Raw genomic sequence first — 26783 nt, forward strand, 5'->3', positions numbered from 1 at the left:
TATGAATAAGAAAAGACGCTCGGTGCCGGGTATCAGACACTATGACGGTCCTGCCGGAGGATGGGGCGCGTTAAAAGCGACGGCCATCGCGGTACGTACCCAAATGGATACCCTGGATGCTCCCGCCACGCTGCTGCGCACCAACCAGCCTGACGGTTTCGACTGCCCGGGCTGCGCGTGGCCGGATAAAGAACACAAGTCGACGTTCCAGTTCTGCGAGAACGGCGCCAAAGCCGTGACCTGGGAAGCGACCAGCAAACGCGTTACCCCCGCGTTTCTGGCCGAAAACAGCGTCTCCTCGCTGCTGGCAAAATCGGACTTTGAACTGGAAGGCTACGGTCGACTGACGCATCCCCTGCGCTATGACCGGGCAAGCGATACCTTCCGGCCCGTCGACTGGGACGAGGCGTTTCAACGCATCGGCGAAGTATTGCGCGGGCTCGAACCGGACCAGGTCGAGTTCTATACCTCCGGACGCGCCTCTAACGAAGCGGCGTATCTGTTCCAGCTGTTCGCTCGCGAATACGGCACCAATAACTTCCCCGACTGCTCGAATATGTGCCACGAGGCCACCAGCGTCGGTTTGCCGCGTTCGATTGGCATCGGGAAAGGCACCGTCTCGCTGGACGACTTCGATAAGACCGAGCTGGTGATCTCCATCGGCCACAACCCCGGCACCAACCATCCGCGAATGATGGGGACTCTCCACGAGCTGGCACGGCGCAACGTGCCGATTATCGTCTTTAACCCGCTGCGCGAGCGCGCCCTCGAACGCTTCGCCGACCCGCAAAGCGTGATTGAAATGGCGACCTACGGCTCAACGGATATCGCCTCGACCTATTTCCAGGTGAAGGCCGGGGGCGATGCCGCCGCGCTGAAAGGCATTGCCAAACATCTACTGGAAATGGAGGCCGAACGCGGTGACGTGCTGGATCATGCGTTTATTGCCGAACACACCCAGGGCATTGAGGACTTCGCCGCCGATATCGCGCAAACCCGCTGGGACGAGATCGAGCGCGAGTCTGGGCTGAGCCAGGCGGCGCTCAAAAAGGTGGCCGACGCCTATGCGAAATCAAATGCCACCATCATTACCTACGGAATGGGCATTACCCAGCACAATAAAGGTACGGCGAACGTCCGCCTGATCGCCGACCTGCTGCTGCTGCGCGGGAATATCGGCAAGCCCGGCGCGGGTATCTGCCCCCTGCGCGGCCACTCTAACGTTCAGGGGAACCGCACCGTCGGGATCAGCGAGAAGCCTACCCCGGCCTTCCTGAACCGTCTGAAGGACGTTTTCGGCTTTGAGCCGCCGTCTCACCACGGACACGATGCGGTGCAGGCCACGCAGGCGATGATCGACGGCCGCGCGAAGGCGCTCATCTGCCTCGGGGGTAATTTTGCCGTCGCGATGCCCGATCACGAGCGGGGTTTTCCGGCGATGGGTAACCTGGATTTGAGCGTGCACGTCGGGACCAAGCTCAACCGTACCCATCTGCTGGTGGGCAAAGAGACCTTTATCTTTCCGTGCCTCGGCCGCACCGAGCTGGATCTCCAGGCCACCGGCCGTCAGTCCATTACCGTCGAAGACTCCATGTCGATGGTGCATGCCTCATCCGGCAAGCTGAAGCCCGCCTCGCCGTTGCTCCGTTCGGAACCCGCTATCGTCGCCGGCATGGCGAAAGCCACGCTGCCGGAAACCCGCGTTGACTGGCTGACGCTGGTAGAAGATTACGACCGGATCCGCGATCTGATCGAGCAGACCATTCCGGGCTTTGAGAATTACAACGCGCGGATCCGCGTTCCCGGCGGCTTCCGCATGCCGCTGCCGCCGACGCAACGCATCTGGCCAACGGCGACGGGGAAAGCGATGTTCTCGGTGTTCGACGGCGTTCACGAGAACGCCAGCGGCGAAGGTGAGCACGTTCTGCGCCTGATCACGCTGCGCAGCCACGACCAGTACAACACCACCATTTACGCGCTGGACGACCGCTACCGCGGCGTGTTTGGCCGCCGCGACGTGCTGTTTATGAACGAAGACGATATGGCGCAGTCAGGCCTGGAACACGGCGACCGCGTGGATATCGAAACCGCCCTCCCCGGCAGCGTTCAGCGTCTGAAAGACATTACCGTGGTGGCGTACAACATCGCGCCGGGCACCGTCGGCGCCTATTACCCGGAGGCCAACGTGCTGGTGCCGCTTGATTATCTGGATAAGGACAGCGGTACGCCGTCGTATAAATCCGTTCCGGTTCGCATCACCCTGCGCTCGAAAGAGATCCGCATGCTGTAAGGCTGCCCGCGCAGAGAGAATGATGGATATTAAACAGTTAAAATATTTAATCGCGCTCGACGAAACCCGCCACTTTGGTAAAGCGGCCTCGCAGTGCAACGTCACCCAGCCGACCCTTTCCATGCGCATCCGCAGCCTGGAAGAGGAGCTGGGGCTGGTGCTGATCGTGCGCGGGCAGCGCTTTGAAGGGTTTACGCCTGAGGGGGAACGCATCCTCGCCTGGGCCCGCGCCCTGCTTGCCGCGCACGACGGGCTACAGGCGGAAGCCGCGCTGTGTAAAGGCCAGGTGGTGGGCGAATTACGTCTGGGGATGGTGCCGCTGGCGAGCGTGGATCCGATGATCTTTATTCGCCAGCTAACGCAAAAATACCCGGAGCTGACCTACAGCCTCTATTCCATGTCCTCAGCGCAGATCGCCGACGGCGTCAGCCGCAATCAGCTTGAGCTGGGAATTTGCTACCTCAACAGCATCGACACCAGCCTGTTTGACGTTATCCAGCTGCCAAAAACGAAGATGGGCCTGCTGCACGACACTCGCCATTTCCAGCTCGGCCAGGCAGCGCTGACGTGGCACGACCTGACGGATTTTCCGCTGGGGTTCCTGACTAAAGGGATGCACTACCGGGCGCATATGGAGGCCAGCTTTAAATCTGCAGGCATCGAACCGACGTCCGTTTTCGAAAGCGACTCGACGTTCCAGATCATTCAGGCGGTTCAGAGCGGCGTGTGCTGCGCCGTCATGCCGCTGAACAACGGGCTGGAGGCACTGAACAGCAACTTCAGGATTGTCCCCATCGCCGACGCGAACATTGAGGCTCCCGTCGGCCTGATTATGCGCAGGCAGAAGCCGGTCTCCTCGCTGGCGCTGCGCTGCTTTACCGACGCGCAGGAGATTTATCACGCGGACAATGAGGCGTAGGCCTCGCGCGTCACCACGCTAAAACCGCCGAACAGCACCGCGTCGCGCACCTCCCGGTATTCCGGCGCATCCACCAGCTCGTGAAGTGCATCACGAATGGCGTTAAGCGTTTCAGGCGAGGTGTCATGCGAGGTGATCAGCGGCAGGCCCGGCGTCAGCGGGGTGCGGCCAATGACCGCCAGCCCCGCAAGGCGTTCCGGCTCATGGCGCTGCAGCAGTGCCCAGGTCACGCAGTCGATGGCTGCAATATCCCCCGCCCCGCGTTTCACATCAATCAGCGACTGGCGATGGCTGCCGCTGAAGGACGTTTGCGCGAAAAAGGGACCGCCGCTCGCCAGGGGAGCCACTATTTTTCGCAGCGCATTGTAGCCGGACTGGGAATCCGGGGCATTACAGACCGCCCGACGTCCGCGAAAACCCGCCAGCGTCAGGTGCCGATCCTCTTCGCGCACCGCCAGAAAGCTGCGGTACTGGATCCCTTCGCAGCCCGGTGCCGCGTAGTGAAAACAGCCGACCACCTGCACGTCCGGGAGCTGCGTGACCAGCGGATAACCGCAGGTCTGGCTGAGGATAAGCGCTGGCTGTTGCCAGTGGGTCAGAAGGTCAGACTCCGGCCAGCCGGGGTCACGATCGACGGACACACCGCGCGCGGCCAGCAGCCTCTTTACCGCCAGCCAGAGCGCGCGGGTGTCGGCGCGATCCACGGCATACATGGGAAACGCCAGCAGGTTACTCATACCCTTCCCCCTGTTGTTTTGCGGGATGAACGGTGACGTCGACGGGCCTGGCCCAGAACTGACGCAACCATTCACCATAGCCCCTGACGAGAAAACCGTGGTTTCGCTGCTGGTACGCCTCCCGGTTTTGCTGGTAGATCGCCTTCAGCCCGTACCAGGGAACGCCCGGCAGATCGTGATGCACTGAATGGTAGTTGAGATTCAAAAACAGTACCCGCCAGAATAACCCGGCCTCGTTAATGACGGAGCGCGCCAGCGGGTCGTCCGCCGCGCGATGTTCGAAAAACGATCTGACCGTGGTCAGCGCCAGCGCCGGATAGCTGACGGCCAGCACGAACCAGACGGGTGAAAAACCGGTATGCGTCATCCAGGCGAAGAGCGCCACCAGCAGCAAAACGTGAACCAGCCACATCGCCATAGCCCGCAGCTGAAGGTGACGAAACGCCGCCGCGGCGCTGCCCAGCGTCTGCAGGATATCCAGCAGCGGCGCCAGCATCAGCCGCCCGGCGAAGGTATTCCGGGCGCGGATCGCGCGTTTCTGCCACGGAGAAAAGCGCGCCCAGCTCTCGTCGGTAAAATAGTACGACTCCGGATCATCCACCGGATGGGTCAGGCTATGGTGCCGATGATGGGCAAGATGGGAGTCCCGGTACAGGCCATACGGATACCAGACCGCCAGCGGGAGCGTGCCAAACAGCTGGTTGAGCCAGGCAAAACGCGTGGGGTGTCCGTGGATCAGCTCATGCTGAAGGGACATGTACCAGGCGGTAAACCCGATGAGCAGCAGCGTGGCGGGCAGCAGGCCGAGCGTTTGCCAGAACGCCAGCGTGGCAAACCAGCCTGCATAAATCGTGATAATCAACAGCCACGTGGGCAGTTCGCTGCGCCATAAAAAACCCGATGCAAGGTGGCTGATTTGTTCGCGTTGTTGCGGATGTAAATAGAGGGAGCTTCGTTGACTCATTCCTTCAGACGCCGTTTCGCCAGAGATAATTCTCTGACGATCGGGGATAACGCCTGAAATAACAAAGAACTTAAATCGCATTGCTTTGCCAGAAACGTGGGGCGCACGCGCTGCTTGACTTATTCTGTGATAAAGGTACTTTTCAGGACATGAAGAAGATCCTGATCATTGTTCCCGACGGCGGCATGCTGTTTGAAGCCGCCGGTATCGCCGACATTCTGATGCAGGCCAACCGGCTGCATCCGGAAGGTCTTGCGCAGCCCCGCTACCGGATTATCATCGCCACCACTCAGCCTCACCAGGTGATCCACGGCCAGTCCGGCCTGAATCTGCTGGCGGACTATCGCCTGCCGGAGCTGGACCCGCGTGAACCGCTGGACACGATTATCATCACCGGACGCGGCATGAACGAGCAGGAGAGCACGGCGGTGGTGGACTGGCTGCACCTCGCTGCGCCGCACGCCCGGCGGGTGGCCTCTATCTGCGGCGGCGCGATGCTGCTGGCCCAGACCGGCCTGCTGGACGGTCGCCGCGCGACCACCCACTGGCGGCTGCTGGAGACGATGCAAGCCCAGTATCCGGCTATCCACGTCGAAGGCGGTCCGCTGTATATTCAGGATGGCCCCATCTGGACCTCCGGCGGCGTGAGTTCCGGGTTCGATCTGACCCTGGCGCTGGTGGAAGACGACTACGGATTTACCCTCGCCCGCGACGTGGCGCAGGACATGGTGATGTACCTGCGCCGTCCCGGCGGCCAGCTGCAGTTCAGCCGTTACAGCCTGCAGCAGCCCGGCACATCGGGCCCGATAAGCGAACTGCAAGCCTGGATCCTGCAGAACCTCACCGCCGACCTGTGCGTGGAAAATCTGGCCGAGAAAGCGGCGATGAGCCCGCGTAATTTCACCCGCGTGTTTACCCGCGACGCGGGAGTTTCTCCGGCCCGCTACGTAACCGAAGCGCGTCTGGCCGCGGCCCGCCAGCTGCTTGAGCAGACCCATGACTCCCTTGAGCGCGTTGCCGAGCAAAGCGGGTTTGGCACCAGCATTAACCTGCGCCGCATCTTTGAGAAACAGCTCCACCTCACGCCCGGCGAGTACCGCCAGCGCTTCCACTGCCGCAAAATGGCGTAATCTGATCCTTTTTTGTCATTTACGCCAACCGGCCCGACGCCTACAGTGACTCCAGACAACAGAGATAAGGAGTGCACCATGGTTAAGGTCGGTATTAACGGTTTCGGCCGTATCGGACGTAATTTCCTGCGCGCGGCGCTGGGTAACCCGGATCTGCAGATTGTGGCCATTAACGATCTGACGGACAGTAAAACCCTCGCCCACCTGCTGAAACATGATTCCCTTCTGGGCACGCTTCCCGCCCCGGTTGAAGCGGCAGACGGCGCGCTGCAGGTAGACGGGCAGCGGATCGCCGTATTTAGCGAACGCGATCCGGCGAATATCCCGTGGCGTGACGTCAGCGTTGACGTGGTGATTGAGGCCACCGGCTTCTTTACCGAGCGGGAAAAAGCGGCGGTGCATATCACTCACGGCGGCGCTAAGCGCGTCATCATTTCCGCCCCCGGGAAGAACGACGACCTGACGATTGTGATGGGGGTTAATCACGAGCAGTACGATCCCGCCCGTCACGCGGTGGTGAGTAACGGGAGCTGCACCACGAACGGCCTGGCGCCGGCCGCTCAGGTTCTGCATCAGCAGTTCGGGATTGAGCATGGCCTGATGAATACCACGCATGCCTACACCAACAGCCAGGCGCTGCACGATCAGCCGGAGAAAGATCTGCGCGGCGCGCGCGCGGCGGCGCTGTCGATTGTGCCTTACTCCAGCGGCGCGGCAAAAGCGCTGGGGAAAGTGATCCCCTCCCTGGACGGCAAACTGACCGGGTACTCCCTGCGCGTGCCGGTGCCGGTGGTGTCGATTGTAGATTTAACGGTAACGCTGAGCCGAAACGTGACCGCCGAAGAGGTGAATGACGCGTTCCGCAACGCGGCCGCCAGCGGGCCTCTGAAAGGCATTCTGGGCTATAGCGATGAACCGCTGGTCTCCAGCGATTACCAGGGCGACCCACGCTCCTCGATTATCGACGGGCTTTCCACGCTGGTGATTGGCGGGAACATGGTGAAGATCCTGGCGTGGTACGACAACGAGTGGGGCTTCTCAAACCGTCTGGTGGATCTGGCGGTGTGGATGGATAAGAAAGGGCTGTAAGTCTTACCGTAATGCCGGGTGGCGCATGCGCTTACCCGGCAAATAATTCACTCCGCCTTCACCTTTACTCCCATAAACACAATCACCATCGCCGTTACCAGCAAAAGACCGCTGCCCGCGAATACACCGCTGGCGCCGTTGAGGTCAAATACCGCACCGCCCCCGGCCGCACCGGCACTTATCGCCAGTTGAATTGAGGCCACCAGCAGCCCGCCTGCACTTTCGGCTTCATCCGGAACGGTAGTGGCAAGCCAGGTTGACCAGCCCACCGGAACCAGACCAAATGCAAAGCCCCACAGCGCGACCAGGAACCCGTCCAGCATCGCCAGATGACCAAACGCCACCATCGTGAGCGCAAGAACGCCCATTGCGAACGGCACCAGCGCCAGCGTCAGGCGCAGATTACGCGCCAGCAGATGCCCGGCAACCGAGGTGCCGACAAAGTTGGCCAGCCCAAAGCCCAGCAGGATCAGCGAAATGGTCTCCACGCTCGCCTGCCCCACCGTTTCCAGGAACGGGCGCAGGTAGGTAAAGAAGGCGAAATGACCGCTGAAAATCAGGATGGTCGCCAGCATGCCGCCGATCATCCCCGGACGACGCAGCACGCGGAACAGCGTACTCAGGCTGCCGCTGCTCTCCGGCTTCATGGACGGCAGGACCCAGAGCTGCCACAGCAGCGCCAGCATGCTCGGTAGAATGCAGAGCACAAAGACGTTGCGCCAGCCGATCAGGCTGCCCAGATAGCTGCCGAGCGGCGCCGCGACCACCGTGGCTATCGATACACTGGAGAAGATCACCGCCAGCGCCTTCGGCACTTTATCTGCCGGAACCAGACGCATCGTGGTCGCCGTCGACATCGCCCAGAATCCCCCGATGGCGATCCCCAGCAGCAGGCGCCCCATCAGCAGGACGTGCAGGTTGGGCGCAAAGGCCACCAGCAGGCTGGAGATAATTTGCAGCACCGAGAAAAACATCAGCACCCAGCGGCGGTCAATGCTTTTGGTCGCCGGCGTAATCAGCAGTCCGGTTACCAGCGCCACCAGCGCGGTGGCGGTGACGGCCTGTCCGGCCATTCCTTCACTCACGCCCAGGCTCGCGGCCATCGGCGTTAACAGACTGGCGGGCAGAAATTCTGCCGTAATCAAACCAAACACCCCCAGCCCCAGTGAATAGACGGCCCGCCAGGCGGGTTTTGCAGGCGCTACCGCCTCGCTCGCCGCGACACATGAATTCATCTGTTTTTCTCCCGTTATAAAAATGTGACAACTGTCGCAAAAGCATAGAAGGTTCACCCTGGACGATCTATGACATATAATCTCCACTTATTGATTATTCGTCCGGAGTTGCGCCATGACCGTACAGTCACCCGATCTGATCAGCGAACTTTTACGCGGCATGCGTCTGTCAGGTGTGAAATACCGGCGGATCCAGGCCAGCGCGCCGTTTGGCGTCGCCTTCCATCAGGCGCCCGGTAGGGCGCAGTTTCATTTTGTGAGCCACGGTAGCGCCCTGCTGCGAATGGAAAGCGGTGCGACGTTCGAACTGAGCAGCGGCGATGCCCTCTTTATTCCTTGCGGTAATTCTCATGCCCTGCTCTCTGACGAGCGGGCAACCATTACGCCCGTCAATGCCTTTCCCAGCGAGCCCATCTGCAGCTCGGTGTGTGCCATCACCTGCGAACCCTGCCCGGAAAGCGAGAACACCATCATCTTTAGCGGGTGCATGGATTTTGAGCTGGGCGGGATGCAGCCGCTGATCAAGGCGATGCCGGAAGTGATGATGGTCAGCCGGCTGATGTCCACCTGGCCGGAGATCCACCCGCTGCTGGCGGCGATGGAGCGGGAATCCGTTTCGCGTCAGGCCGGGTACGCCGGGATCCTTGCGCGTCTGGCCGACGTGGTGGCCGCGTTAATCGTGCGTGGCTGGGTTGAAGGCGGATGTGGTAAAGCCACCGGCTGGGTGCAGGTTCTGCGCGACCCGCGCCTGAGCCGGGCCATTTACGCCATGCACCAGCAGCCCGGCCTGAACTGGAGCGTGGCGGATCTGGCAAAAGAAGCGGGCACGTCCCGTTCCGTGTTCGCCGAACGATTCCTGGCCGCGACGGGAACCACCCCGGCAAAATATCTCAGCGAGCTGAGGATGCGGCTGGCCATCCAGTACATTCGCCACGAAAATCAGCCGATTGAAACCGTCGCGCTGCGGCTGGGATACGGCTCTCTGGCGGCATTTAGCCGGGCATTTAAGCGCATCATTGGACATGCGCCGGGCACGCTGCGGGAAGCCAGCCAGACGCCGGAAGAGGTCTGACGGGCAGGCAATTATTAACGCGAAGCGGGCAATATTCGTCTAAGGTTTTCAGGTGATTGACAACAGCGGTCACGCTGTTTAGTGAAGACAGGAGACGAACTGATGATAAGACCTCGTACACTACGCCCCGCGTTCTTGCCCCTTGCGTTAGGAGGCGCGCTGCTCGGCGTCACGACTTGCGGTTATGCCGATGATAGCCCCGCAGCCCAGACAACCTCACCCGATATTTTGCTGGGCCCTCTGTTTAACGATGTGCAAAGCGCCAAACTGTTTCCCGATCAGAAAACCTTCGCGGATGCCGTCCCCAAAAGCGACCCGCTGATGATTCTGGCGGATTACCGGATGCAGCACGCGCAGTCCAGCTTTGACTTACGCCACTTTGTCGAGATGAACTTTACGCTCCCTGCGGAAGGGGAAAAATATGTTCCGCCTGCTGGACAAAGTTTACGTGAGCACATCGACGATCTCTGGCCCGTGCTGACGCGCACCACGGATAAAGCCAGCAACAAATGGGATTCCCTGCTGCCGTTACCCAAACCTTACGTTGTGCCCGGCGGACGTTTCCGCGAGGTCTACTACTGGGACAGCTATTTCACCATGCTGGGCCTGGCAGAGAGCGATCACTGGGACAAAATCAGAGACATGGTGGATAACTTTGCGTATGAGATTGATACCTTCGGCCACATTCCCAACGGCAACCGCAGCTATTACCTGAGCCGCTCCCAGCCGCCGTTTTTCTCAATGATGGTTGAACTGCTGGCGACCCACGACAGCGATGCGCTGAAGAAGTACCGTCCGCAGATGGAGAAAGAGTATGCCTACTGGATGGACGGCGTCGACGCCCTTCAGCCGGGGCAGGCTAACAAACGCGTGGTGAAGCTGGACGACGGCGTTATCCTCAACCGCTACTGGGACGACCGCGATACCCCGCGCCCGGAGTCCTGGCTTGACGACGTGAATACCGCCAAAAGTAACCCTAACCGGCCTGCGACCGAGATCTACCGTGATTTGCGTTCCGCTGCGGCCTCGGGCTGGGACTTTAGCTCCCGCTGGATGGACGATCCGCAAAAGCTCGGCACCATCCGGACCACCAGCATTGTCCCCGTGGACCTGAACGCCCTGATGTTCAAGATGGAAAAACTGCTGGCGCGGGCAAGCCAGGAGAGTGGCGACGCCGCCAGCGCAAGTAAATACGAGGCGCTGGCAACGGCGCGTCAGAAAGCCATCGAGAGCCACCTGTGGAATGATAAAGAGGGCTGGTACGCGGATTACGATCTCAAGAGCAAGAAGGTACGCAATCAGCTCACGGCGGCAGCCCTGTTCCCGCTTTACGTGAAGGCGGCGGCGCAGGACCGGGCCGATAAAGTCGCCGCGGCAACCTCGGCGCGCCTGTTGAAACCGGGCGGTATTGCGACCACCACCGTCAATAGCGGCCAGCAGTGGGATGCGCCAAACGGCTGGGCCCCGCTGCAGTGGGTGGCCGCGGAAGGGCTGCAGAATTACGGACAGGAGAAGGTCTCTATGGACGTGACCTGGCGCTTCCTGAAGAACGTTCAGCATACTTACGACCGCGAAAAGAAACTGGTCGAGAAGTATGACGTGTCGACAACCGGTACGGGTGGCGGCGGCGGCGAGTATCCGCTGCAGGACGGCTTCGGCTGGAGTAACGGCGTAACGCTGAAAATGCTGGATCGGGTCTGCCCGAAAGCAAAACCGTGCGACAGCGTGCCGGAGAATCAGCCTGCGGCAAATGAGGAGGCTGAGCCGGTGAAAGCTGCGGCGCAGTAAGGGTATTGCCGGGTGGCGGCTACGCCTTACCCGGCCTGCGCGTGCTGGCTCTAATCCTCACAAATTAATGCGAGTAGCGAACAATCCCCTCGCCCCTTTGGGGAGAGGGTTAGGGTGAGGGGAACATACGGCTGCGGTGGTCATTCCGTTCACTTTATGTTCCTTGCTATTCTGTAACGACATGGCCTGTGAACGTGCCAGGGTGGCTCAATCGCCACCACCCTGGCGACCCGGGCTCCCGGCGGTAAATCGCCGCTTCGCGGTGCCCTCGTCTTATTCCTTCCGGCTTATCGGGGACGGGCGGAGGTAACGTCCCTGTAAAGCCCGCCCTCTCGGCGCATCCATGCGCCTCGCCCCGGCCTTCAGGAAACGCCTCAGCGATTTACAGCCGGACCATGGCATCGCTGCGAATAAATCGTTTCACTTTAAAAACCAGAATCGCTACTGGTTAAAAATTTACTGGAGATCCCTCAGCACCGGGAATGGGAAACGATCGTCAGAAACTATAACTCGCCCCTAGCTGATACGTCCTGTCACGCCCAATCCAGCAGTTGGTCGCGTCGTAGCAGGTCAGCGTCTCTTTATTAGTGATATTCTGCGCGCTGGCTTTAAGCGTTAGCCCTGCCAGCGAGGGCAGGATTTCACCCATCCGGTAGGAAGCCGCCAGATCGTACTGCGTGGTGCCGCCCAGCTTACCCGCATCGTTTGCCGGAGAGATTTCCATCGGCCCGGTGTAGCGTGCGCCAGCCCCCAGCATCAGTCCTTTCAACGGCGTGTTGTCAAAGGTGTAATCCCCCCAGAGGTTGAAGGCATTCTCCGGTACCTGCGTTGGACGTTTGCCTTTGTACTTGTCATCTTCCCGGTTGATCGCGTGGGTGTACGCATAGTTGGCAATCAGCGTCAGGTTGTCCGTCGGACGGCTGATGGCGGAGAGCTCTGCCCCTTTGGATTCCACTTCCCCGGTCTGACGATAGTTCAGGAAGCCCGGATCGGAGGTGACGACATTTTTCTGCCGGATGTTAAACACCGAGGCGGTAAAGGTGGTGGCGTAGTCGGCCAGCAGATATTTCACCCCGCCTTCCACCTGCTTGCTGGTAGTCGGTTTGACGTCTTTCGCCACGAGCGTACCCTGCGGTGACACCGGCGCGAAACCTTCTGAATAGCTGATAAACGGCGAAATCCCGTTATCGAAGGCGTAAAGCGCGCCCAGGCGTTTGGTGACGCGATCCTGCGATACCCAGGCTTTATCACCGTTTTGCAGGTAGTTGGTGGTAACGGAGCGGTAATCGTCGTAGCGCAGGCTGCCCAGCAGGTTGAGGCCGCCAAACTCTACCTGATCCTGTAAGTAATAGCCGTTCTGCTGATAGCTGAGACGGTTTTTCTGGGCGGTATAGAGCCCCAGCGCGCTTTCCTGGATCTGCGAATAGTCAGGATGCCGCATATCGATGCCCGGCGTGGCCGACGCGTAGCGATAATGGAAATGGGAATTCAGCTTCTGATAGTCAAACCCGGCCAGCAGGTGGTGTTTCCAGTCGCCAAGGGCAACGGTTTTGGTCACCTGGTTGTCGATGTTGAAGCTCTTAAGGTCTTCATCGGTGGTGTAGGCAAAGCGGTTGAGCTGATACGCCTCGCTTCCCGTCCCTGTCGCGTAGACGCTGCGCTGGTGGGTATCGACGTCGAAATAGCGCGCTTTCTGATTAAAGCCCCAGCCGCTGTCAAACTCATGTTCAAAGCTGTAGCCCAGCATCCACTGACGCTGCTTAAACCCGCTCCACTCATCTCCGGCGTAATCGCGCTTGCCCGCATATTTCGAGCGCAGGTAGGCGAGCGGCAGCGGATTAGACGGCGTCAGGCTCGGGGTGTTTTGCGCCAGCGCGTCCAGGGTGAGGCGGGTTTTGCTGTCGGGCTGCCAGGTGACGGACGGCGCAACCAGGTAGTTTTCATACCGGGTAGTGTGCGGCTGATCGTCGTTTTCCGTGGCTTTGCCCAGCAGACGGTAGTTCCAGTCGCTGTCGGCAATCTGCCCGGTTGAATCGAGGTATCCCTCTTTCAGATTACGGTTTCCGGTGTTAACGCCGATTTCGGTTCGGGCTTCCCGCTGCGGTTTTTTACTTTGAATATTCACCAGCCCGCCCGGCGAACCGCCGCCGTAAAGGACCGATGAGGGGCCTTTCAGGATATCAACGCTGTCGATCAGCAGCGGATCGATGCGCGCTTTGGTATTGCCGGTGACGTTATAGGGCAGCTGCAGCCCGTTGTAGAACTCCTGGTCGACGGTAAAGCCACGAATTTTATATTCGCTCATGTAGGAGGTATTCCCCCGCACCTCGGTTGAGACGCCCGGGGCATAGCGCAGGATTTCATTCACCGAATTCGCATGACGCTTTTCAATTTCCGGCGCAGAGAGGGTCGTGATGACCTGCGGCGTTTTACTTTCGGCAACGGCCGATTTCGTGGCGCTGTTCGTCCAGGCCGGCAGCGCGCTGCCCTGCTCTGAGCCCGTGACGACGATGGTGGATTCTTCGGCAAACGCCGGGACCTGCAATGCCAGCGTGACGGCCCCTGCCAGAGCGCAAAGCGTAAAACGTGAGGTATTCATAATGTCGTCTTGTTGTTAGATGCAATACGGAACGACAATTATTATCATTTAGATTAACAAATCAATACTCAGGCAAAAAAAACGGCCCTCCGCAGAGAGCCGTTTACGTCAATTTATGCTCGTCGCAGTAACCTGAATATGCCCAGCACCACAATGGCACCCACGACAGCGACCAGAAAACTGTGCAGGTCGAAACCACTTATGTTGCCTCCAAAGCCAAACATCGTCGCCAGCCAGCCGCCCACAACCGCACCAACGACCCCGAGTACACAGGTCAAAATAAAGCCGCCGCCATCGTTTCCCGGCATGATCAGTTTAGCGATAGCGCCAGCAATAAGACCAAAGATAATCCAGGCGATGATACCCATAGCGATGCCCTCTTGCAGGTTTAACGCGTGCGCAGAAAACCTTCTGCACAGCTAACTTAAGTATAGGTCATCGCCGGAAAACCATTTTCATCTCACCGACTTATCTTTGGTTAAACAGGCAAAAAAAACTCACCGGTTTGTATTAAGTTTCATTGCAGATTGCCGATAACGCTAAGACAGTCTGTCATCTATCAAGGAGCCATCCGGCGTGAGTCATTACAGTGAGCAGTTCCTCAAGCAAAATCCGCTGGCTGTATTAGGGGTATTACGCGACCTGCAAAAAGGTGAAGTGCCGCTGCGCATCAGCTGGTCGAATAATCAGTTCATCAGCAAGATCCTTGACGCCTCGCAGGATCGGCTGGTGATTGATTTAGGCAGTCAGGAGTATGAAAACCGCGCGGCGCTGAAAGCGGAGAATATCGCGGTGATGGCCGAAACGCAGGGCGCCAAAGTGGAGTTTGTCCTGTCGCGGCTGGAACTGAGCGAATACCAGGGACTGCCGGCTTTTGTTACCCCGCTTCCGACCAATCTCTGGTTTGTTCAGCGTCGTGAATATTTCCGCATCAGCGCCCCGCTTCACCCCGCCTATTTTTGTAAGGCCAAAATGCCGGACAAAAAAGAGATCCGCTTCCGCCTCTTCGATCTGTCGCTGGGCGGCATGGGCGCGCTGATGGACACGCCGAAACCGGACGGGCTGGTAGAGGGCATGCGGTTTACGCAAATCGAACTGGATATGGGGGGCTGGGGTCGCTTTTATTTCGATGCACAGCTGATTGCCATCAGCGACCGCACCGTCGTGGACAGCAAAAATGAAACCATTACCACGCCGCGTCTGAGCTTTCGTTTCCTCAACGTCGGGCCTGGAGCAGAGCGTGAGCTTCAGCGTATTATCTATTCCCTGGAGCGAGAGGCGCGGGAACGCGCAAATAAGGTTCTGTGAATAAATCGGGCAGCGTGACCGCCGCCCGTCTGCGGCATTACATGGCATCCATCGCTTTCTGTACTTTCCAGATATAACGAGGCGCCTGTGGTGCCGGGTGATTTTTCGCCACATGTTCAAAGAACTCGTCTTTGTCCATGTCGTTAATCTCTTCTATCGCCTCTTTGCGGTCAGAGGAGAAGGTTCTGAGCAACGCGCCGGCACCGTTAACGTAAGACACCACCAGCGCGTACTGCATCACCTCTGGATCCTTAATCCCCTTCAGCACGCCATGCTCCATAATGCTCAGATAGGCCGTGCCCATTGAAATGTTACGTTCCGGGTTCTTCAGCTCGCTGGTCGACGGCTGGCCGTTCCAGCCCATGTAGCGGTAAACCTCTCTCCCGGCCGTTGACGCTTTAAGCTGCATCAGCCCCACCGCGTTGGATTTGCTGACAAGCGTGGGATTACCGCCGGACTCCACCGCAATGATCGCCGTGATGAGACGCGGGCTGACGCCCCAGGCCTTCCCGGCTTGCTCACTGATCGGCATCCACTGCATGGCCCGTTTCACCGGCACTTCCGGGTTCCAGGGCGGGTTTTGATAATCATGTTTTGAACTACAGCCAGCGAGCAACACAATCAAAAAAGCAAACCATCTCAATTTCACGTCATCTATCCTTATAGCCGGTCATCGCGGTGCGCCGCCTCTTGAAGCAGGCAGCGTATAAGCGGCATGATATAGACAATTAGTTTCTCATTCAGCAAGGAATTGCCATGTCTCAGTTTCATCTCATCGCGCCGTCGGGCTACTGCATTAATCAGGACGCGGCGCAGCGGGGCGTTCAGCGTTTGCTGGAATCTGGCCATCAGGTAGAAAATCAGACGATTATCCCCCGCCGCCAGCAGCGTTTTGCCGGTACCGAAGCGCAGAGGCTGAATGATATCAATAGTCTGGTGAACCTGACGGGCGAAAACCGGATTGTGCTTGCAGTGCGCGGCGGATATGGCGCGAGCCGGCTGCTGGAGAGCATTGACTGGCAGGGGCTGGCACTGCGCCAGCAGCAGGATCCGCTGCTGATCTGCGGCCACAGCGATTTCACCGTCATCCAGCTTGGGCTGCTGGCCCTGCATAACGTCATCACCTTCAGCGGTCCGATGCTGGCCGGTAACTTCGGCGCACCGGAGCTGGATGCGTTTACCGTGGAACATTTCTGGCGCGCGCTGCGCAATTCTACCTACAGCGTGGAGTGGCAAGGCAATGGACCGCACTGGGAATGTGAAGGCCAGCTCTGGGGCGGCAACCTGGCGATGCTGGTCTCGCTCATCGGCACGCCGTGGATGCCGCAAATCGAGGACGGCATTCTGGTGCTGGAAGATATCAACGAACATCCGTTCCGCGTCGAACGCATGCTATTGCAGCTTTATCATGCCGGTATTCTTGAACGCCAGTCCGCGATTGTGCTGGGCAGCTTCAGCGGCTCTGCTCCGAATGACTATGACGCGGGTTACTCCCTGGAGACCATGGTCGACTTCGTTCGCTCGCGGCTGGATATTCCGGTCATCACCGGTCTGGGTTTCGGCCATGAGCAGCAAACCGTCACCCTGGCGCTGGGGGCGCATGCCTCCCTGATCCACAACGATTCCGGCACTCGGCTGACCATCAGCGGCCATCCTGTCATAAAGGCATAAAAAAGCCGTTATACCCCCTTAATAAAACGCTGTTGCCGTTGTTAATATGTTAGGGTTTTAGTAACAGCGTTAACATTGAGGTGGGAGTAAGAGAACATTGGATGCCGCAGCGATAATCAGCCTTTTCATTTTGGGTTCCGTCCTTGTAACCAGCAGTATTTTATTAAGTTCATTTTCATCGCGTCTCGGCATACCTATTCTTGTCATTTTCCTCGCCATCGGCATGCTGGCCGGCATTGATGGCATTGGCGGTATCCCATTCGATAACTACCCCTTCGCCTATATGGTGAGTAACCTCGCGCTGGCGGTGATCCTGCTGGACGGCGGGATGCGCACCCAGGCGAGCTCCTTCCGCGTGGCCTTAGGGCCTGCGCTGTCGCTCGCCACGGTCGGCGTGTTGATTACCTCTGGCCTCACCGGGATGATGGCCGCGTGGCTTTTCCATCTCAATATCATGGAAGGTTTGCTGATTGGCGCCATCGTGGGCTCAACCGATGCGGCAGCCGTGTTTTCCCTGCTCGGCGGAAAAGGGCTTAACGAACGCGTTGGCTCCACGCTTGAGATTGAATCCGGCAGTAACGATCCGATGGCGGTATTTCTCACCATTACGCTTATCGAGATGATTCAGCAGCATGAAAGCGGGCTGAGCTGGATGTTTGCGTTACATATCCTGCAGCAGTTCGGTCTGGGGATTGTTATCGGACTGGCGGGGGGCTATCTGCTACAGCAGACGATCAACCGCATCTCGCTGCCCGCGGGGCTTTACCCCCTGCTGGCGCTGAGCGGCGGCATTCTTATTTTTGCCGTCACCACCGCAGTGGACGGCAGCGGTATTCTCGCGGTCTATCTCTGCGGGTTCCTGATGGGCAACCGCCCTATTCGCAACCGGCATGCCATTTTGCAGAACTTTGACGGCCTGGCGTGGCTGGCGCAAATCGGCATGTTCCTGGTGCTGGGCCTGCTGGTTACGCCATCGGACCTGCTGCCGATCGCCGTTCCGGCGCTGCTGCTTTCCGCGTGGATGATCTTCTTCGCCCGTCCGCTGTCGGTATTTGCAGGCCTGCTGCCGTTTCGCGGCTTCAACCTGCGCGAGCGGGTCTTTATCAGCTGGGTGGGGCTGCGCGGCGCGGTGCCGATTATCCTTGCGGTGTTCCCGATGATGGCCGGTCTGGATAACGCGCGGCTGTTCTTTAACGTGGCGTTCTTCGTGGTGCTGATTTCCCTGCTGTTCCAGGGAACCTCGCTCGGGTGGGCGGCGAAAAAAGCCAAAGTGGTGGTCCCGCCCGTGGGCTGGCCGGTCTCCCGCGTGGGGCTCGATATTCATCCGGAGAACCCGTGGGAACAGTTCGTCTATCAGCTAAGCGCCGACAAATGGTGCGTGGGGGCCTCGCTGCGCGATTTGCACATGCCGACCGAAACGCGCATTGCCGCCCTGTTCCGCGATAATGTCCTGCTGCACCCTACCGGCAGCACCCGCCTGCGCGAGGGGGATATTCTCTGCGTGATTGGTCGCGAGCGCGACCTGCCCGCGCTGGGCAAGCTGTTCAGCCAGTCGCCTCCGGTGGCCCTGGACCAGCGCTTCTTCGGCGATTTTATTCTGGAAGCCAGCGCTAAATTTGCGGATGTGGCGCTGATTTACGGTCTGGATGAAGGTGCTGAAGACGGTGATAACCCGCAAACGCTGGGCGAAATCATCCAGCAGCGGCTTGGCGCTGCCCCGGTCGTGGGGGATCAGGTAGAGTTTGCCGGGATGATCTGGACCGTTGCCGAAAAAGAAGATAACGCGGTGCGGAAAGTCGGTTTAAGGCCGATGGAAGAGGAAGCGGAGTAGTTTTTTGCCGGGTGGCGGTTTCGCCTTACCCGGCCTACAAAACCCTCTAACGTAGGCCGGGTAAGCGTTAGCGCCACCCGGCGAACGTAGGTTACACCGTCACAACCGGCACTCGAGGGGCCAGCGCGCACATCAATTCATACCCCACCGTGCCCGCCGCGGCAGCAACGTCATCAATCTTAACTTCGTTACCCCACAGTTCGACGGGTGAGCCAATGCCCGCCTGCGGGCATGGCGTCAGATCAACGGCCAGCATATCCATAGATACGGTGCCCACCGTTCCCGTGCGAACCCCATCGACCCAGACCGGCGTGCCGGTCGGCGCGATGCGCGGGTAGCCGTCGGCATAACCGCCCGCCACGATGCCAATCCGCTGCTCGCCCTTTGCCCGGTAGCGGCTGCCGTAGCCCACCGTGTCCCCGGCCTTCAGCGTCTGCACGCCAATGATTTCACTGCGCAGGGTCATGACCGGCTTAAGGCCGCTGTTGGCGATATCCTGCCACTCACCGGAGGGAGACGCGCCGTAGAGAACGATCCCCGGGCGCACCCAGTTATAGTGCGCCTCGGGATGCCACAGCGTGGCCGCCGAGTTCGACAGCGAGCGCGGGCAATCCAGCCCTTCTGCCGCCTGCTCAATGCGGACCATGGCATCGGCAATACCGTCGGGTTTTTCCGCGTCGGCAAAATGCGCCATCAGCGTCATTTCGCCCACGTTTTTCATGGCGCGCAGCTGCTGCCAGACCGTATGCACCCGCTCAGGCTGAAAGCCCAGGCGGTTCATGCCGCTGTTCACCTTGAGATAGATATCCAGCGGAGCATGGAGCTTCGCATCCTGGATCGCCTTAATCTGCCAGTTGCTGTGAACGCTGGTGGTCAGCCGGTACTTATCCAGCAGCGGCAGATCGTCCGCATGGAAGAACCCTTCCAGCAGTAGAATCGGCCCTTTCCAGCCGCGCTCGCGCAGCAGAATGGCCTCTTCCAGATTCAGTAGCGCAAAACCGTCGGTCGCGCTCAGCGCGCTCCAGATACGATCGATACCGTGGCCGTAGGCATTCGCTTTCACCACCGACCAGACGCGCGAACCCGGTGCCGCCCGACGAACAATTTGCAGATTATCCTTCAGGGCCTGCAGGTTCAGCTGGGCCAGAACAGGACGGGACATGACAACTCCTTAGCTATGCGCGCCGTGCAGGTGCTGTGGACGCGAAGGCGTAAACCCCGATTGATAGCGCGCGGCGCTTAAATCGTCAAACGGAATTGCCGGCGTGCGCCCGGAAATCAGGTCGCTCAGCAGCTGGCCCGATCCGCAGGCCATTGTCCAGCCGAGCGTGCCGTGTCCGGTATTGGTCCACAGGTTTTTAAACGGCGTGCGCCCTACGATCGGCGTGCCGTCAGGGGTCATCGGACGCAGGCCGGTCCAGAACGTCGCCTGCTCAACAAAACCGCCGCGCGGGAAGAGATCGCCCACGACCATCTCCAGCGTTTCACGACGCGGCTGCAGCAGTTCGGTGTTGAAGCCAACAATTTCCGCCATGCCGCCCACACGAATGCGGTTGTCGAAGCGGGTAATGGCGATTTTGTAGGTTTCGTCCAGAATGGTCGACACCGGGGCGCCGCTCTCTTCTTTCACCGGAATGGTCAGCGAGTAGCCCTTCAGCGGATAGACCGGAATGTCGAGAATGCCTTTCAGCATGGCGGTGGAGTACGAACCAAACGCCATCACGTAGGCATCGGCTTTGATTACCTCGTCGCCGCACTTCACGCCGTAAATTTTTTCGCCTTCCGACAGCAGCTTGTCGACGGAGGTGTTAAAGCGGAACTTCACCCCCGCCTGCTCGCACATTTGCGCAAGACGTTGCGTAAAGAGCTGGCAGTCGCCGGTTTCGTCATTTGGCAGGCGCAGGCCGCCGGTCAGCTTGTGCGCCACTTCCGCCAGCGCCGGTTCAACCTGGCCAAGCTGGCTGGCTTCCAGCAGCTGGTACGGTACGCCGGCATCTTCCAGCACGGCGATATCGCGAGTGGCATTTTCGTACTGTTGCTCGGTGCGGAACAGCTGCAGCGTGCCGCCCTGGCGGCCTTCATACTCAATCCCCGTCGACGCGCGCAGCGCTTTCAGACAGTCGCGGCTGTATTCCGCCAGGCGCACCATGCGCCCTTTGTTCTCCATGTAGTGGCGGGTGTCGCAGTTGCGCAGCATCTGCCACATCCACTTCAGCTGGAACTGCGTGCCGTCAAGGCTGATGGCCAGCGGCGCATGGCGCTGGAACATCCATTTAATCGCTTTCAGCGGAACGCCCGGCGCAGCCCACGGCGCCGCATACCCCGGAGAGATTTGCCCGGCGTTCGCCGCGCTGGTTTCAAGCGCCGGACCGGATTCACGATCGATAACGGTTACGTCATGTCCCGCCTGACTTAAATACCAGGCGCTGGTTACCCCAACGACACCACTTCCCAGTATGACAACACGCATAGCCACTCCATTATGTGCAAAAGAACAATCTTCTAATTACAGATTGATAACCTAGTTGAAAATATTATTCAACATACGACTTTTTTATGGTGACTTACCTCACACATCCCCCAGCATCAGGGGATAGTGCTAATTTGGGATCTCCTGCTGCGCGTTATTTTTAACCAGCATAATATTCTGAGACATGCCGTTTTTTTGCCGTATCAAAAACGCGAAATCGCAAAGAAAAAATTTCTGCCCCAGCACGCTTTTTAACACGTTGATCTATGCTTGAAAGGAGGCTCTCCAGACAGAGAGAGCACCCACAACGAGGGCGCGCTAATGGCTACTATTGATTCCCTGAACAAGGACAACACACGTCTGAGCGATGGACCCGACTGGACCTTCGAGCTGCTGGATGTTTACCTCGCCGAAATCGACCGGGTCGCAAAGCTGTATCGCCTGGATACCTATCCCCATCAGATTGAAGTCATTACGTCCGAACAGATGATGGACGCCTACTCCAGCGTCGGGATGCCGATTAACTATCCGCACTGGTCGTTTGGTAAAAAATTTATTGAAACGGAACGGCTGTATAAGCACGGCCAGCAGGGGCTGGCGTATGAGATTGTGATTAACTCCAATCCGTGTATTGCCTATTTAATGGAAGAGAACACCATTACCATGCAGGCGCTGGTGATGGCGCACGCCTGCTACGGGCACAACTCCTTTTTCAAGAATAACTATCTGTTCCGCAGCTGGACGGACGCCAGTTCCATCGTCGATTACCTGATCTTCGCCCGTAAATACATTACCGACTGCGAAGAGCGCTACGGCGTGGACGAAGTGGAAAAACTGCTCGACTCCTGCCACGCGCTGATGAACTACGGCGTGGACCGCTACAAACGTCCGCAGAAAATCTCCCTGCAGGAGGAGAAAGCCCGGCAGAAGAGCCGCGAAGAGTACCTGCAAAGCCAGGTGAACATGCTGTGGCGTACCCTGCCGAAGCGTGAGGAGGAAAAAACGATCGCCGAAGCGCGTCGCTATCCGTCCGAGCCGCAGGAAAACCTGCTCTATTTTATGGAGAAGAACGCCCCGCTGCTGGAGCCGTGGCAGCGTGAGATCCTGCGCATCGTGCGCAAGGTGAGCCAGTATTTTTACCCGCAAAAGCAGACGCAGGTCATGAACGAAGGCTGGGCGACCTTCTGGCACTACACCATTCTTAACCATCTGTACGACGAGGGAAAAGTGACCGAGCGGTTCATGATGGAATTCCTCCATAGCCATACCAACGTGGTGTTCCAGCCGCCCTACAACAGCCCGTGGTACAGCGGAATAAACCCGTATGCGCTTGGCTTCGCCATGTTCCAGGACATTAAGCGTATCTGCCAGTCGCCGACGGAAGAAGACAAGTACTGGTTCCCGGATATCGCCGGTTCTGACTGGCTGGAAACGCTGCACTTTGCGATGCGCGACTTTAAGGACGAGAGCTTCATCAGCCAGTTTATGTCGCCGAAGATCATGCGTGATTTCCGCTTCTTCACCGTGCTGGACGATGACCGCAACAACTATCTGGAGATCTCCGCAATCCATAACGAAGAGGGATACCGTGAGATCCGCTCTCGCCTCTCTTCCCAGTACAACCTGAGCAACCTTGAGCCGAATATTCAGGTATGGAACGTCGATTTGCGCGGTGACCGCTCCCTGACGCTGCGCTATATCCCGCACAATCGCGCGCCGCTGGATAAAGGGCGTAAAGAAGTGCTGAAGCACGTTCATCGCCTGTGGGGCTTTGACGTGCAGCTGGAGCAGCAGAATGAAGACGGGAGCGTCGAGCTGCTGGAACGTTGCCCGGCGCGGTTGAATACGCTGTAGTGACGCTTTTGCCCGGTGGCGCTACGCTTACCGGGCCTATAAACCCCGTAGGTCGGGTAAGGCGTAGCCGCCACCCGACGAAAAAAAACCTCTCATACGAGAGGTTTTTTCTTTTAGCGGGTCTGAATCGCTAAATCACCCGGCAGCGTTTTCTGCATACGGTGCCAGATTTCACCGGAATCGTGACCGTAGCGGCGCACCGTCTCATAAACCTGATCGTGCAGACCTTCGGTACAGAGCTTGCTCAGCTTGTGGTAGAAGCCCAGCGCCAGGCTACGCGCTTCCGGATTGGCAAAGTAGTGGCGGCCAATGCGGGTGTAAAGCCCTTTCATACCGTTGAGGATCAGGCCATACACCGGGTTGCCGGAGGCAAACGCCAGGCCGCGGAACACGTTGTAATCGAGGGTGGCAAAAGCATCGGCGTGATCTTCCACCTCGTTCGCGCTGGCCAGCACCGCAAGGGCGTCTTCCGGATGCTGACGGAAAGCGGTACGAATAAAGATCGTCGCGATGTTGGTGCGAACGGAGAGCAGATTATCAATAAGCTGCGGCACGCTTTCATGGTCAAGACGCGCCAGCGTTTCAAGAATGTTCAGCCCGGACGTTTCCCAGAAATTGTTCACTTTCGTAGGCTTACCGTGCTGGATCGTCAACCAGCCATCGCGCGCCAGCCGCTGAAGCACTTCACGCAGCGTGGTGCGAGTGACGCCAATCAGTTCAGAGAGTTCGCGTTCAGCCGGAAGAATGGACCCCGCAGGGAAACGATTATTCCAGATGCTTTCAATGATGTACTCTTCCGCGAAACCCGCCGGGCTCTGCGCCTTAATGACCATAGTGAGATTTCCATTACACAGCTTTAGCAAATTGGACTCATCATACCAGAGGCACGCAGTGGCAGGTAGCGCGGCAAAGAGAGAAAAGAGGGATCGCCGTTTCATTTTTGTGAAATTTACAATGCAGCCTTATCCGCCTCCAGGCCGCGATTTTTGCGTATACTGATGTTTTGTCTTACTTGACGGGAAGGACGTCTGTTGTGGAAATTTCTTTTGGGCGCGCGCTATGGCGCAATTTTTTAGGCCAGTCTCCTGACTGGTATAAACTGATACTGCTGGTTTTCCTGGTCGTTAATCCCATCATTTTTAGCGTGAATCCCTTTATCGCCGGCTGGCTGCTGGTGGCGGAGTTTATCTTCACCCTGGCCATGGCGCTGAAATGTTATCCCCTTCTGCCGGGCGGATTGCTGGCGTTTGAAGCCGTCGTCGTCGGTATGACCAGCGCCGGGCATGTCAAAGCAGAGCTGGCGTCTAATCTCGAAGTGCTTCTGCTGCTGATCTTTATGGTGGCCGGCATCTACTTTATGAAACAGCTGCTGCTGTTCATCTTCACGCGCCTGCTGCTCAGCATTCCGTCGAAAATGTTCCTCTCGCTGGCGTTTTGCCTTGCCGCCGCCTTCCTGTCGGCGTTCCTGGATGCGCTGACGGTCGTTGCGGTAGTGATCAGCGTCGCGGTTGGGTTTTACGGAATTTATCAACGCGTGGCCTCCTCTCGCCCAAATGAGGACCTGCAGGATGACAGCCACGTTGAGGCGCATAACCGTGACGTGCTGGAACAATTCCGCGCGTTTCTGCGCAGCCTGATGATGCATGCCGGCGTGGGTACCGCGCTGGGCGGCGTGATGACCATGGTCGGCGAGCCGCAAAACCTGATCATTGCCAAAGCGGCGGGCTGGCACTTCGGTGATTTCTTCCTGAGAATGGCCCCGGTGAGCGTACCGGTGCTGATCTGCGGGCTGGCGACCTGTCTGCTGGTGGAGAAGTTTCGCCTCTTTGGGTACGGGGCGCAGCTCCCGGAGCCGGTTCGTCAGGAGCTGCATAAATTCGATGTGCAGAGCCGAAGCCAGCGGACGCGCCAGGAGACGCTACGACTGATTGCTCAGGGGATCATCGGCGTCTGGCTTATCGCGGCGCTGGCGTTCCATCTTGCCGAAGTGGGGCTGATTGGCCTGTCAGTCATTATTCTCGCCACCACCTTTACCGGCGTGACGGACGAACATGCCATCGGCAAGGCGTTTACCGAAGCCCTGCCGTTTACCGCACTGCTGGCGGTGTTCTTTGCCGTCGTGGCGGTGATTATCGACCAGCACCTGTTCGCGCCGATTATTGCCTTTGTATTACAGGCCTCACCGGATGCTCAGCTCTCGCTGTTTTACCTTTTTAACGGCCTGCTCTCGTCGATCTCAGATAACGTCTTCGTCGGGACGGTCTACATCAACGAGGCTAAAGCGGCCATGGAGCAAGGCGTTATCAGCGCCGGACAGTTTGAGCTGCTGGCCGTGGCGATCAACACCGGTACCAACCTGCCTTCGGTAGCGACGCCAAATGGCCAGGCCGCCTTCCTGTTCCTGCTGACCTCCGCCCTCGCGCCGCTCATACGTCTTTCTTATGGCAGGATGGTATGGATGGCGCTGCCCTATACGCTGGTGCTCACGATCGTGGGATTGCTTTGCGTCAAAATTACCCTCATTCCCTGTACGCAATGGCTGGTACAAGCGGGTATACTTGCGGCGCAGTAAACTATGCATCTCGGGCAGTTCGCTGCCCGTTTGCCTTTTCGCACGATAAACATCCAATTACGTTTTATTTCGCCAGGTACAGGTGGCGCGAAAAACGAATTCGTTTACACTGCGCTTTCTAAGCATGTTCCAGGGAAATGATTATGTTGAGATTTTTAAACCAGTGCTCCCGCGGTCGCGGAGCGTGGTTGTTAATGGCCCTGACCGCCTTCGCGCTGGAAATGGTCGCGCTGTGGTTCCAGCATGTAATGGGACTGAAACCTTGCGTACTGTGTATTTACGAACGCAGCGCGCTGTTCGGCATTATGGGTGCGGGCCTGGTGGGTGCGATTGCCCCAAAATCGCCGCTTCGCTATGCCGGTATTGCCATCTGGATCTACAGCGCCTGGAAAGGAATTGAACTCTCCTGGCAGCACACCATGATGCAATTGCATCCGTCACCGTTTATGACCTGTGATTTTGCCGCCCGCTTCCCGAGCTGGCTGCCGCTGGACAAATGGCTGCCGCAGGTGTTTGTCGCATCCGGTGACTGCTCCGTTCGCCAGTGGGAATTCCTGACGCTGGAGATGCCGCAGTGGCTGGTGGGCATTTTTGCCGCCTACTTCGTCGTGGCGCTGCTGGTGCTGATTGCCCAGCCTTTCAAACCGAAGAAACGCGATTTGTTCGGAAGGTAAACGCAAAACGGCAACCAAGGTTGCCGTTTTTAGCGTTTGCGCCCTCTCCCGTGGACGAGGGTTGGGGTGAGGGCATCAGGGCGCACAAGCACAAAAAAACCCGCCTCGGCGGGTTTTTTAATCTCAACGGGTCGGGTGGTTCATGATGTGGTCTTCCCAGTCCTGCACCTCGGACTCTTTCACCGCAATGTGGCGCACAGAAATACGTTCACCGTGCATCGCCGCTTTTGAACCGGTTAACAGCGGATGCCAGTCAGGCAGACCTTTCCCTTCCGCCAGCAGGCGATACGCGCAGGTATGCGGCAGCCATTCAAATGTCGGCAGATTATCCCGGGTTAACTTGATGCAGTCAGGCTCAAATTCAAACCGGCGCTCATAGTTGCGGCACTGGCAGGTTTTAATGTTTAACTGCTTGCAGGCAACGTTGGTGAAGTAGATTTCATCCGTATCTTCATCCATCAGCTTGTGCAGGCAGCACTGCCCGCAGCCGTCGCACAATGATTCCCATTCCGCGTCAGTCATGTCGTCGAGAGTTTTGCTTTGCCAGAAAGGGATGTCGTTCATCAGGATGTCCACACGT

General features: G+C 58.4%; 22 protein-coding genes. 12 read left to right on the top strand and 10 right to left on the bottom strand.

What is annotated here, in order from left to right; genetic code table 11:
- Window position 1 precedes the first annotated feature (1 nt).
- Window positions 2-2290 carry an FdhF/YdeP family oxidoreductase gene (locus tag LBF07_RS01785; protein ID WP_126327598.1) on the top strand — a complete coding sequence of 763 codons (2289 nt, stop codon included), beginning with the start codon at window positions 2-4 and terminating at the stop codon, window positions 2288-2290.
- A gap of 22 nt (window positions 2291-2312) precedes the next feature.
- On the top strand, window positions 2313-3209 hold the full coding sequence (locus LBF07_RS01790; protein WP_094934703.1) for a LysR family transcriptional regulator: 897 nt from the start codon (window positions 2313-2315) through the stop codon (window positions 3207-3209).
- Here the strand turns inward: LBF07_RS01790 and LBF07_RS01795 are convergent.
- Complete coding sequence (locus tag LBF07_RS01795) at window positions 3188-3946, bottom strand: phosphate/phosphite/phosphonate ABC transporter substrate-binding protein (protein ID WP_094934704.1); 759 nt, start codon at window positions 3944-3946, stop codon at window positions 3188-3190. The two genes, LBF07_RS01790 and LBF07_RS01795, sit on opposite strands and share 22 nt — an antisense overlap.
- Window positions 3939-4910: a fatty acid desaturase gene (locus LBF07_RS01800; protein ID WP_094934724.1), complete on the bottom strand. Its 972-nt coding sequence runs from the start codon at window positions 4908-4910 to the stop codon at window positions 3939-3941. Before LBF07_RS01800 ends, LBF07_RS01795 begins: the two co-directional genes overlap by 8 nt.
- A 149-nt stretch (window positions 4911-5059) precedes the next feature.
- On the opposite strand from LBF07_RS01800, the gene LBF07_RS01805 reads away from it, so the two are divergent.
- Window positions 5060-6040 (top strand): GlxA family transcriptional regulator, encoded by a 981-nt coding sequence (locus LBF07_RS01805; protein WP_094934705.1) that lies wholly within the window; start codon window positions 5060-5062, stop codon window positions 6038-6040.
- A gap of 78 nt (window positions 6041-6118) precedes the next feature.
- Window positions 6119-7129 (top strand): type I glyceraldehyde-3-phosphate dehydrogenase, encoded by a 1011-nt coding sequence (gene gap, locus LBF07_RS01810; protein ID WP_094934706.1) that lies wholly within the window; start codon window positions 6119-6121, stop codon window positions 7127-7129.
- Window positions 7130-7176: 47 nt separating this feature from the next.
- On the opposite strand, the gene LBF07_RS01815 is transcribed toward gap, so the two are convergent.
- Window positions 7177-8364 carry an MFS transporter gene (locus LBF07_RS01815; RefSeq protein WP_033145809.1) on the bottom strand — a complete coding sequence of 396 codons (1188 nt, stop codon included), beginning with the start codon at window positions 8362-8364 and terminating at the stop codon, window positions 7177-7179.
- A 115-nt stretch (window positions 8365-8479) separates the two neighbouring features.
- Here LBF07_RS01815 and LBF07_RS01820 point away from each other — a divergent pair, with 115 nt between their 5' ends.
- Complete coding sequence (locus tag LBF07_RS01820) at window positions 8480-9436, top strand: AraC family transcriptional regulator (protein WP_087822764.1); 957 nt, start codon at window positions 8480-8482, stop codon at window positions 9434-9436.
- 102 nt (window positions 9437-9538) lie between these two features.
- Complete coding sequence (locus LBF07_RS01825) at window positions 9539-11224, top strand: alpha,alpha-trehalase (RefSeq protein ID WP_094934707.1); 1686 nt, start codon at window positions 9539-9541, stop codon at window positions 11222-11224.
- Between the two features lie 496 nt (window positions 11225-11720).
- On the opposite strand, the gene LBF07_RS01830 is transcribed toward LBF07_RS01825, so the two are convergent.
- Complete coding sequence (locus LBF07_RS01830; protein WP_094934708.1) at window positions 11721-13823, bottom strand: TonB-dependent siderophore receptor; 2103 nt, start codon at window positions 13821-13823, stop codon at window positions 11721-11723.
- A 113-nt stretch (window positions 13824-13936) separates the two neighbouring features.
- Complete coding sequence (locus tag LBF07_RS01835) at window positions 13937-14191, bottom strand: GlsB/YeaQ/YmgE family stress response membrane protein (protein ID WP_008502662.1); 255 nt, start codon at window positions 14189-14191, stop codon at window positions 13937-13939.
- 208 nt (window positions 14192-14399) lie between these two features.
- Here LBF07_RS01835 and LBF07_RS01840 point away from each other — a divergent pair, with 208 nt between their 5' ends.
- Complete coding sequence (locus LBF07_RS01840; protein WP_023312174.1) at window positions 14400-15131, top strand: flagellar brake protein; 732 nt, start codon at window positions 14400-14402, stop codon at window positions 15129-15131.
- A 37-nt stretch (window positions 15132-15168) separates the two neighbouring features.
- Here LBF07_RS01840 and emtA read toward each other — a convergent pair whose 3' ends face one another.
- The gene (gene emtA / locus LBF07_RS01845; RefSeq protein ID WP_064672703.1) at window positions 15169-15780 is read right to left on the bottom strand and encodes a membrane-bound lytic murein transglycosylase EmtA; all 612 of its coding nucleotides are present in this window, start codon (window positions 15778-15780) and stop codon (window positions 15169-15171) included.
- Between the two features lie 107 nt (window positions 15781-15887).
- Between emtA and ldcA the strand changes: the two genes are divergently transcribed.
- Both ldcA and LBF07_RS01855 read left to right on the top strand, forming a co-directional pair.
- Window positions 15888-16802 (top strand): muramoyltetrapeptide carboxypeptidase, encoded by a 915-nt coding sequence (gene ldcA / locus LBF07_RS01850; RefSeq protein ID WP_094934709.1) that lies wholly within the window; start codon window positions 15888-15890, stop codon window positions 16800-16802.
- Between the two features lie 97 nt (window positions 16803-16899).
- Entirely contained in the window at window positions 16900-18633 is a 1734-nt protein-coding gene (locus tag LBF07_RS01855; protein ID WP_023312177.1) for a potassium/proton antiporter, read from the top strand.
- A 91-nt stretch (window positions 18634-18724) separates the two neighbouring features.
- On the opposite strand, the gene dadX is transcribed toward LBF07_RS01855, so the two are convergent.
- Window positions 18725-19795 (bottom strand): catabolic alanine racemase DadX, encoded by a 1071-nt coding sequence (gene dadX, locus LBF07_RS01860; RefSeq protein WP_033145815.1) that lies wholly within the window; start codon window positions 19793-19795, stop codon window positions 18725-18727.
- A gap of 9 nt (window positions 19796-19804) precedes the next feature.
- The gene (locus LBF07_RS01865) at window positions 19805-21103 is read right to left on the bottom strand and encodes a D-amino acid dehydrogenase (RefSeq protein ID WP_032658462.1); all 1299 of its coding nucleotides are present in this window, start codon (window positions 21101-21103) and stop codon (window positions 19805-19807) included.
- 321 nt (window positions 21104-21424) lie between these two features.
- Here LBF07_RS01865 and LBF07_RS01870 point away from each other — a divergent pair, with 321 nt between their 5' ends.
- Window positions 21425-22957, top strand: a complete 1533-nt coding sequence (locus tag LBF07_RS01870) for a SpoVR family protein (RefSeq protein ID WP_023293929.1) — start codon at window positions 21425-21427, stop codon at window positions 22955-22957.
- Between the two features lie 113 nt (window positions 22958-23070).
- Here the strand turns inward: LBF07_RS01870 and fadR are convergent, their stop codons facing one another.
- Window positions 23071-23790, bottom strand: a complete 720-nt coding sequence (fadR, locus tag LBF07_RS01875) for a fatty acid metabolism transcriptional regulator FadR (protein ID WP_023336056.1) — start codon at window positions 23788-23790, stop codon at window positions 23071-23073.
- A gap of 200 nt (window positions 23791-23990) precedes the next feature.
- On the opposite strand from fadR, the gene nhaB reads away from it, so the two are divergent.
- Together nhaB and dsbB are read left to right on the top strand one after the other, a co-directional pair.
- Entirely contained in the window at window positions 23991-25529 is a 1539-nt protein-coding gene (gene nhaB / locus LBF07_RS01880) for a Na(+)/H(+) antiporter NhaB (RefSeq protein ID WP_094934710.1), read from the top strand.
- 143 nt (window positions 25530-25672) lie between these two features.
- Window positions 25673-26203, top strand: coding sequence for a disulfide bond formation protein DsbB (gene dsbB, locus LBF07_RS01885; protein WP_023312182.1), 531 nt, complete (start codon window positions 25673-25675; stop codon window positions 26201-26203).
- A gap of 123 nt (window positions 26204-26326) precedes the next feature.
- On the opposite strand, the gene LBF07_RS01890 is transcribed toward dsbB, so the two are convergent.
- Entirely contained in the window at window positions 26327-26767 is a 441-nt protein-coding gene (locus LBF07_RS01890) for a YcgN family cysteine cluster protein (protein WP_033145818.1), read from the bottom strand.
- Window positions 26768-26783 lie beyond the last annotated feature (16 nt).

This window comes from Enterobacter cloacae complex sp. ECL352 (assembly GCF_020149545.1).
GTDB lineage: Bacteria > Pseudomonadota > Gammaproteobacteria > Enterobacterales > Enterobacteriaceae > Enterobacter > Enterobacter asburiae_B.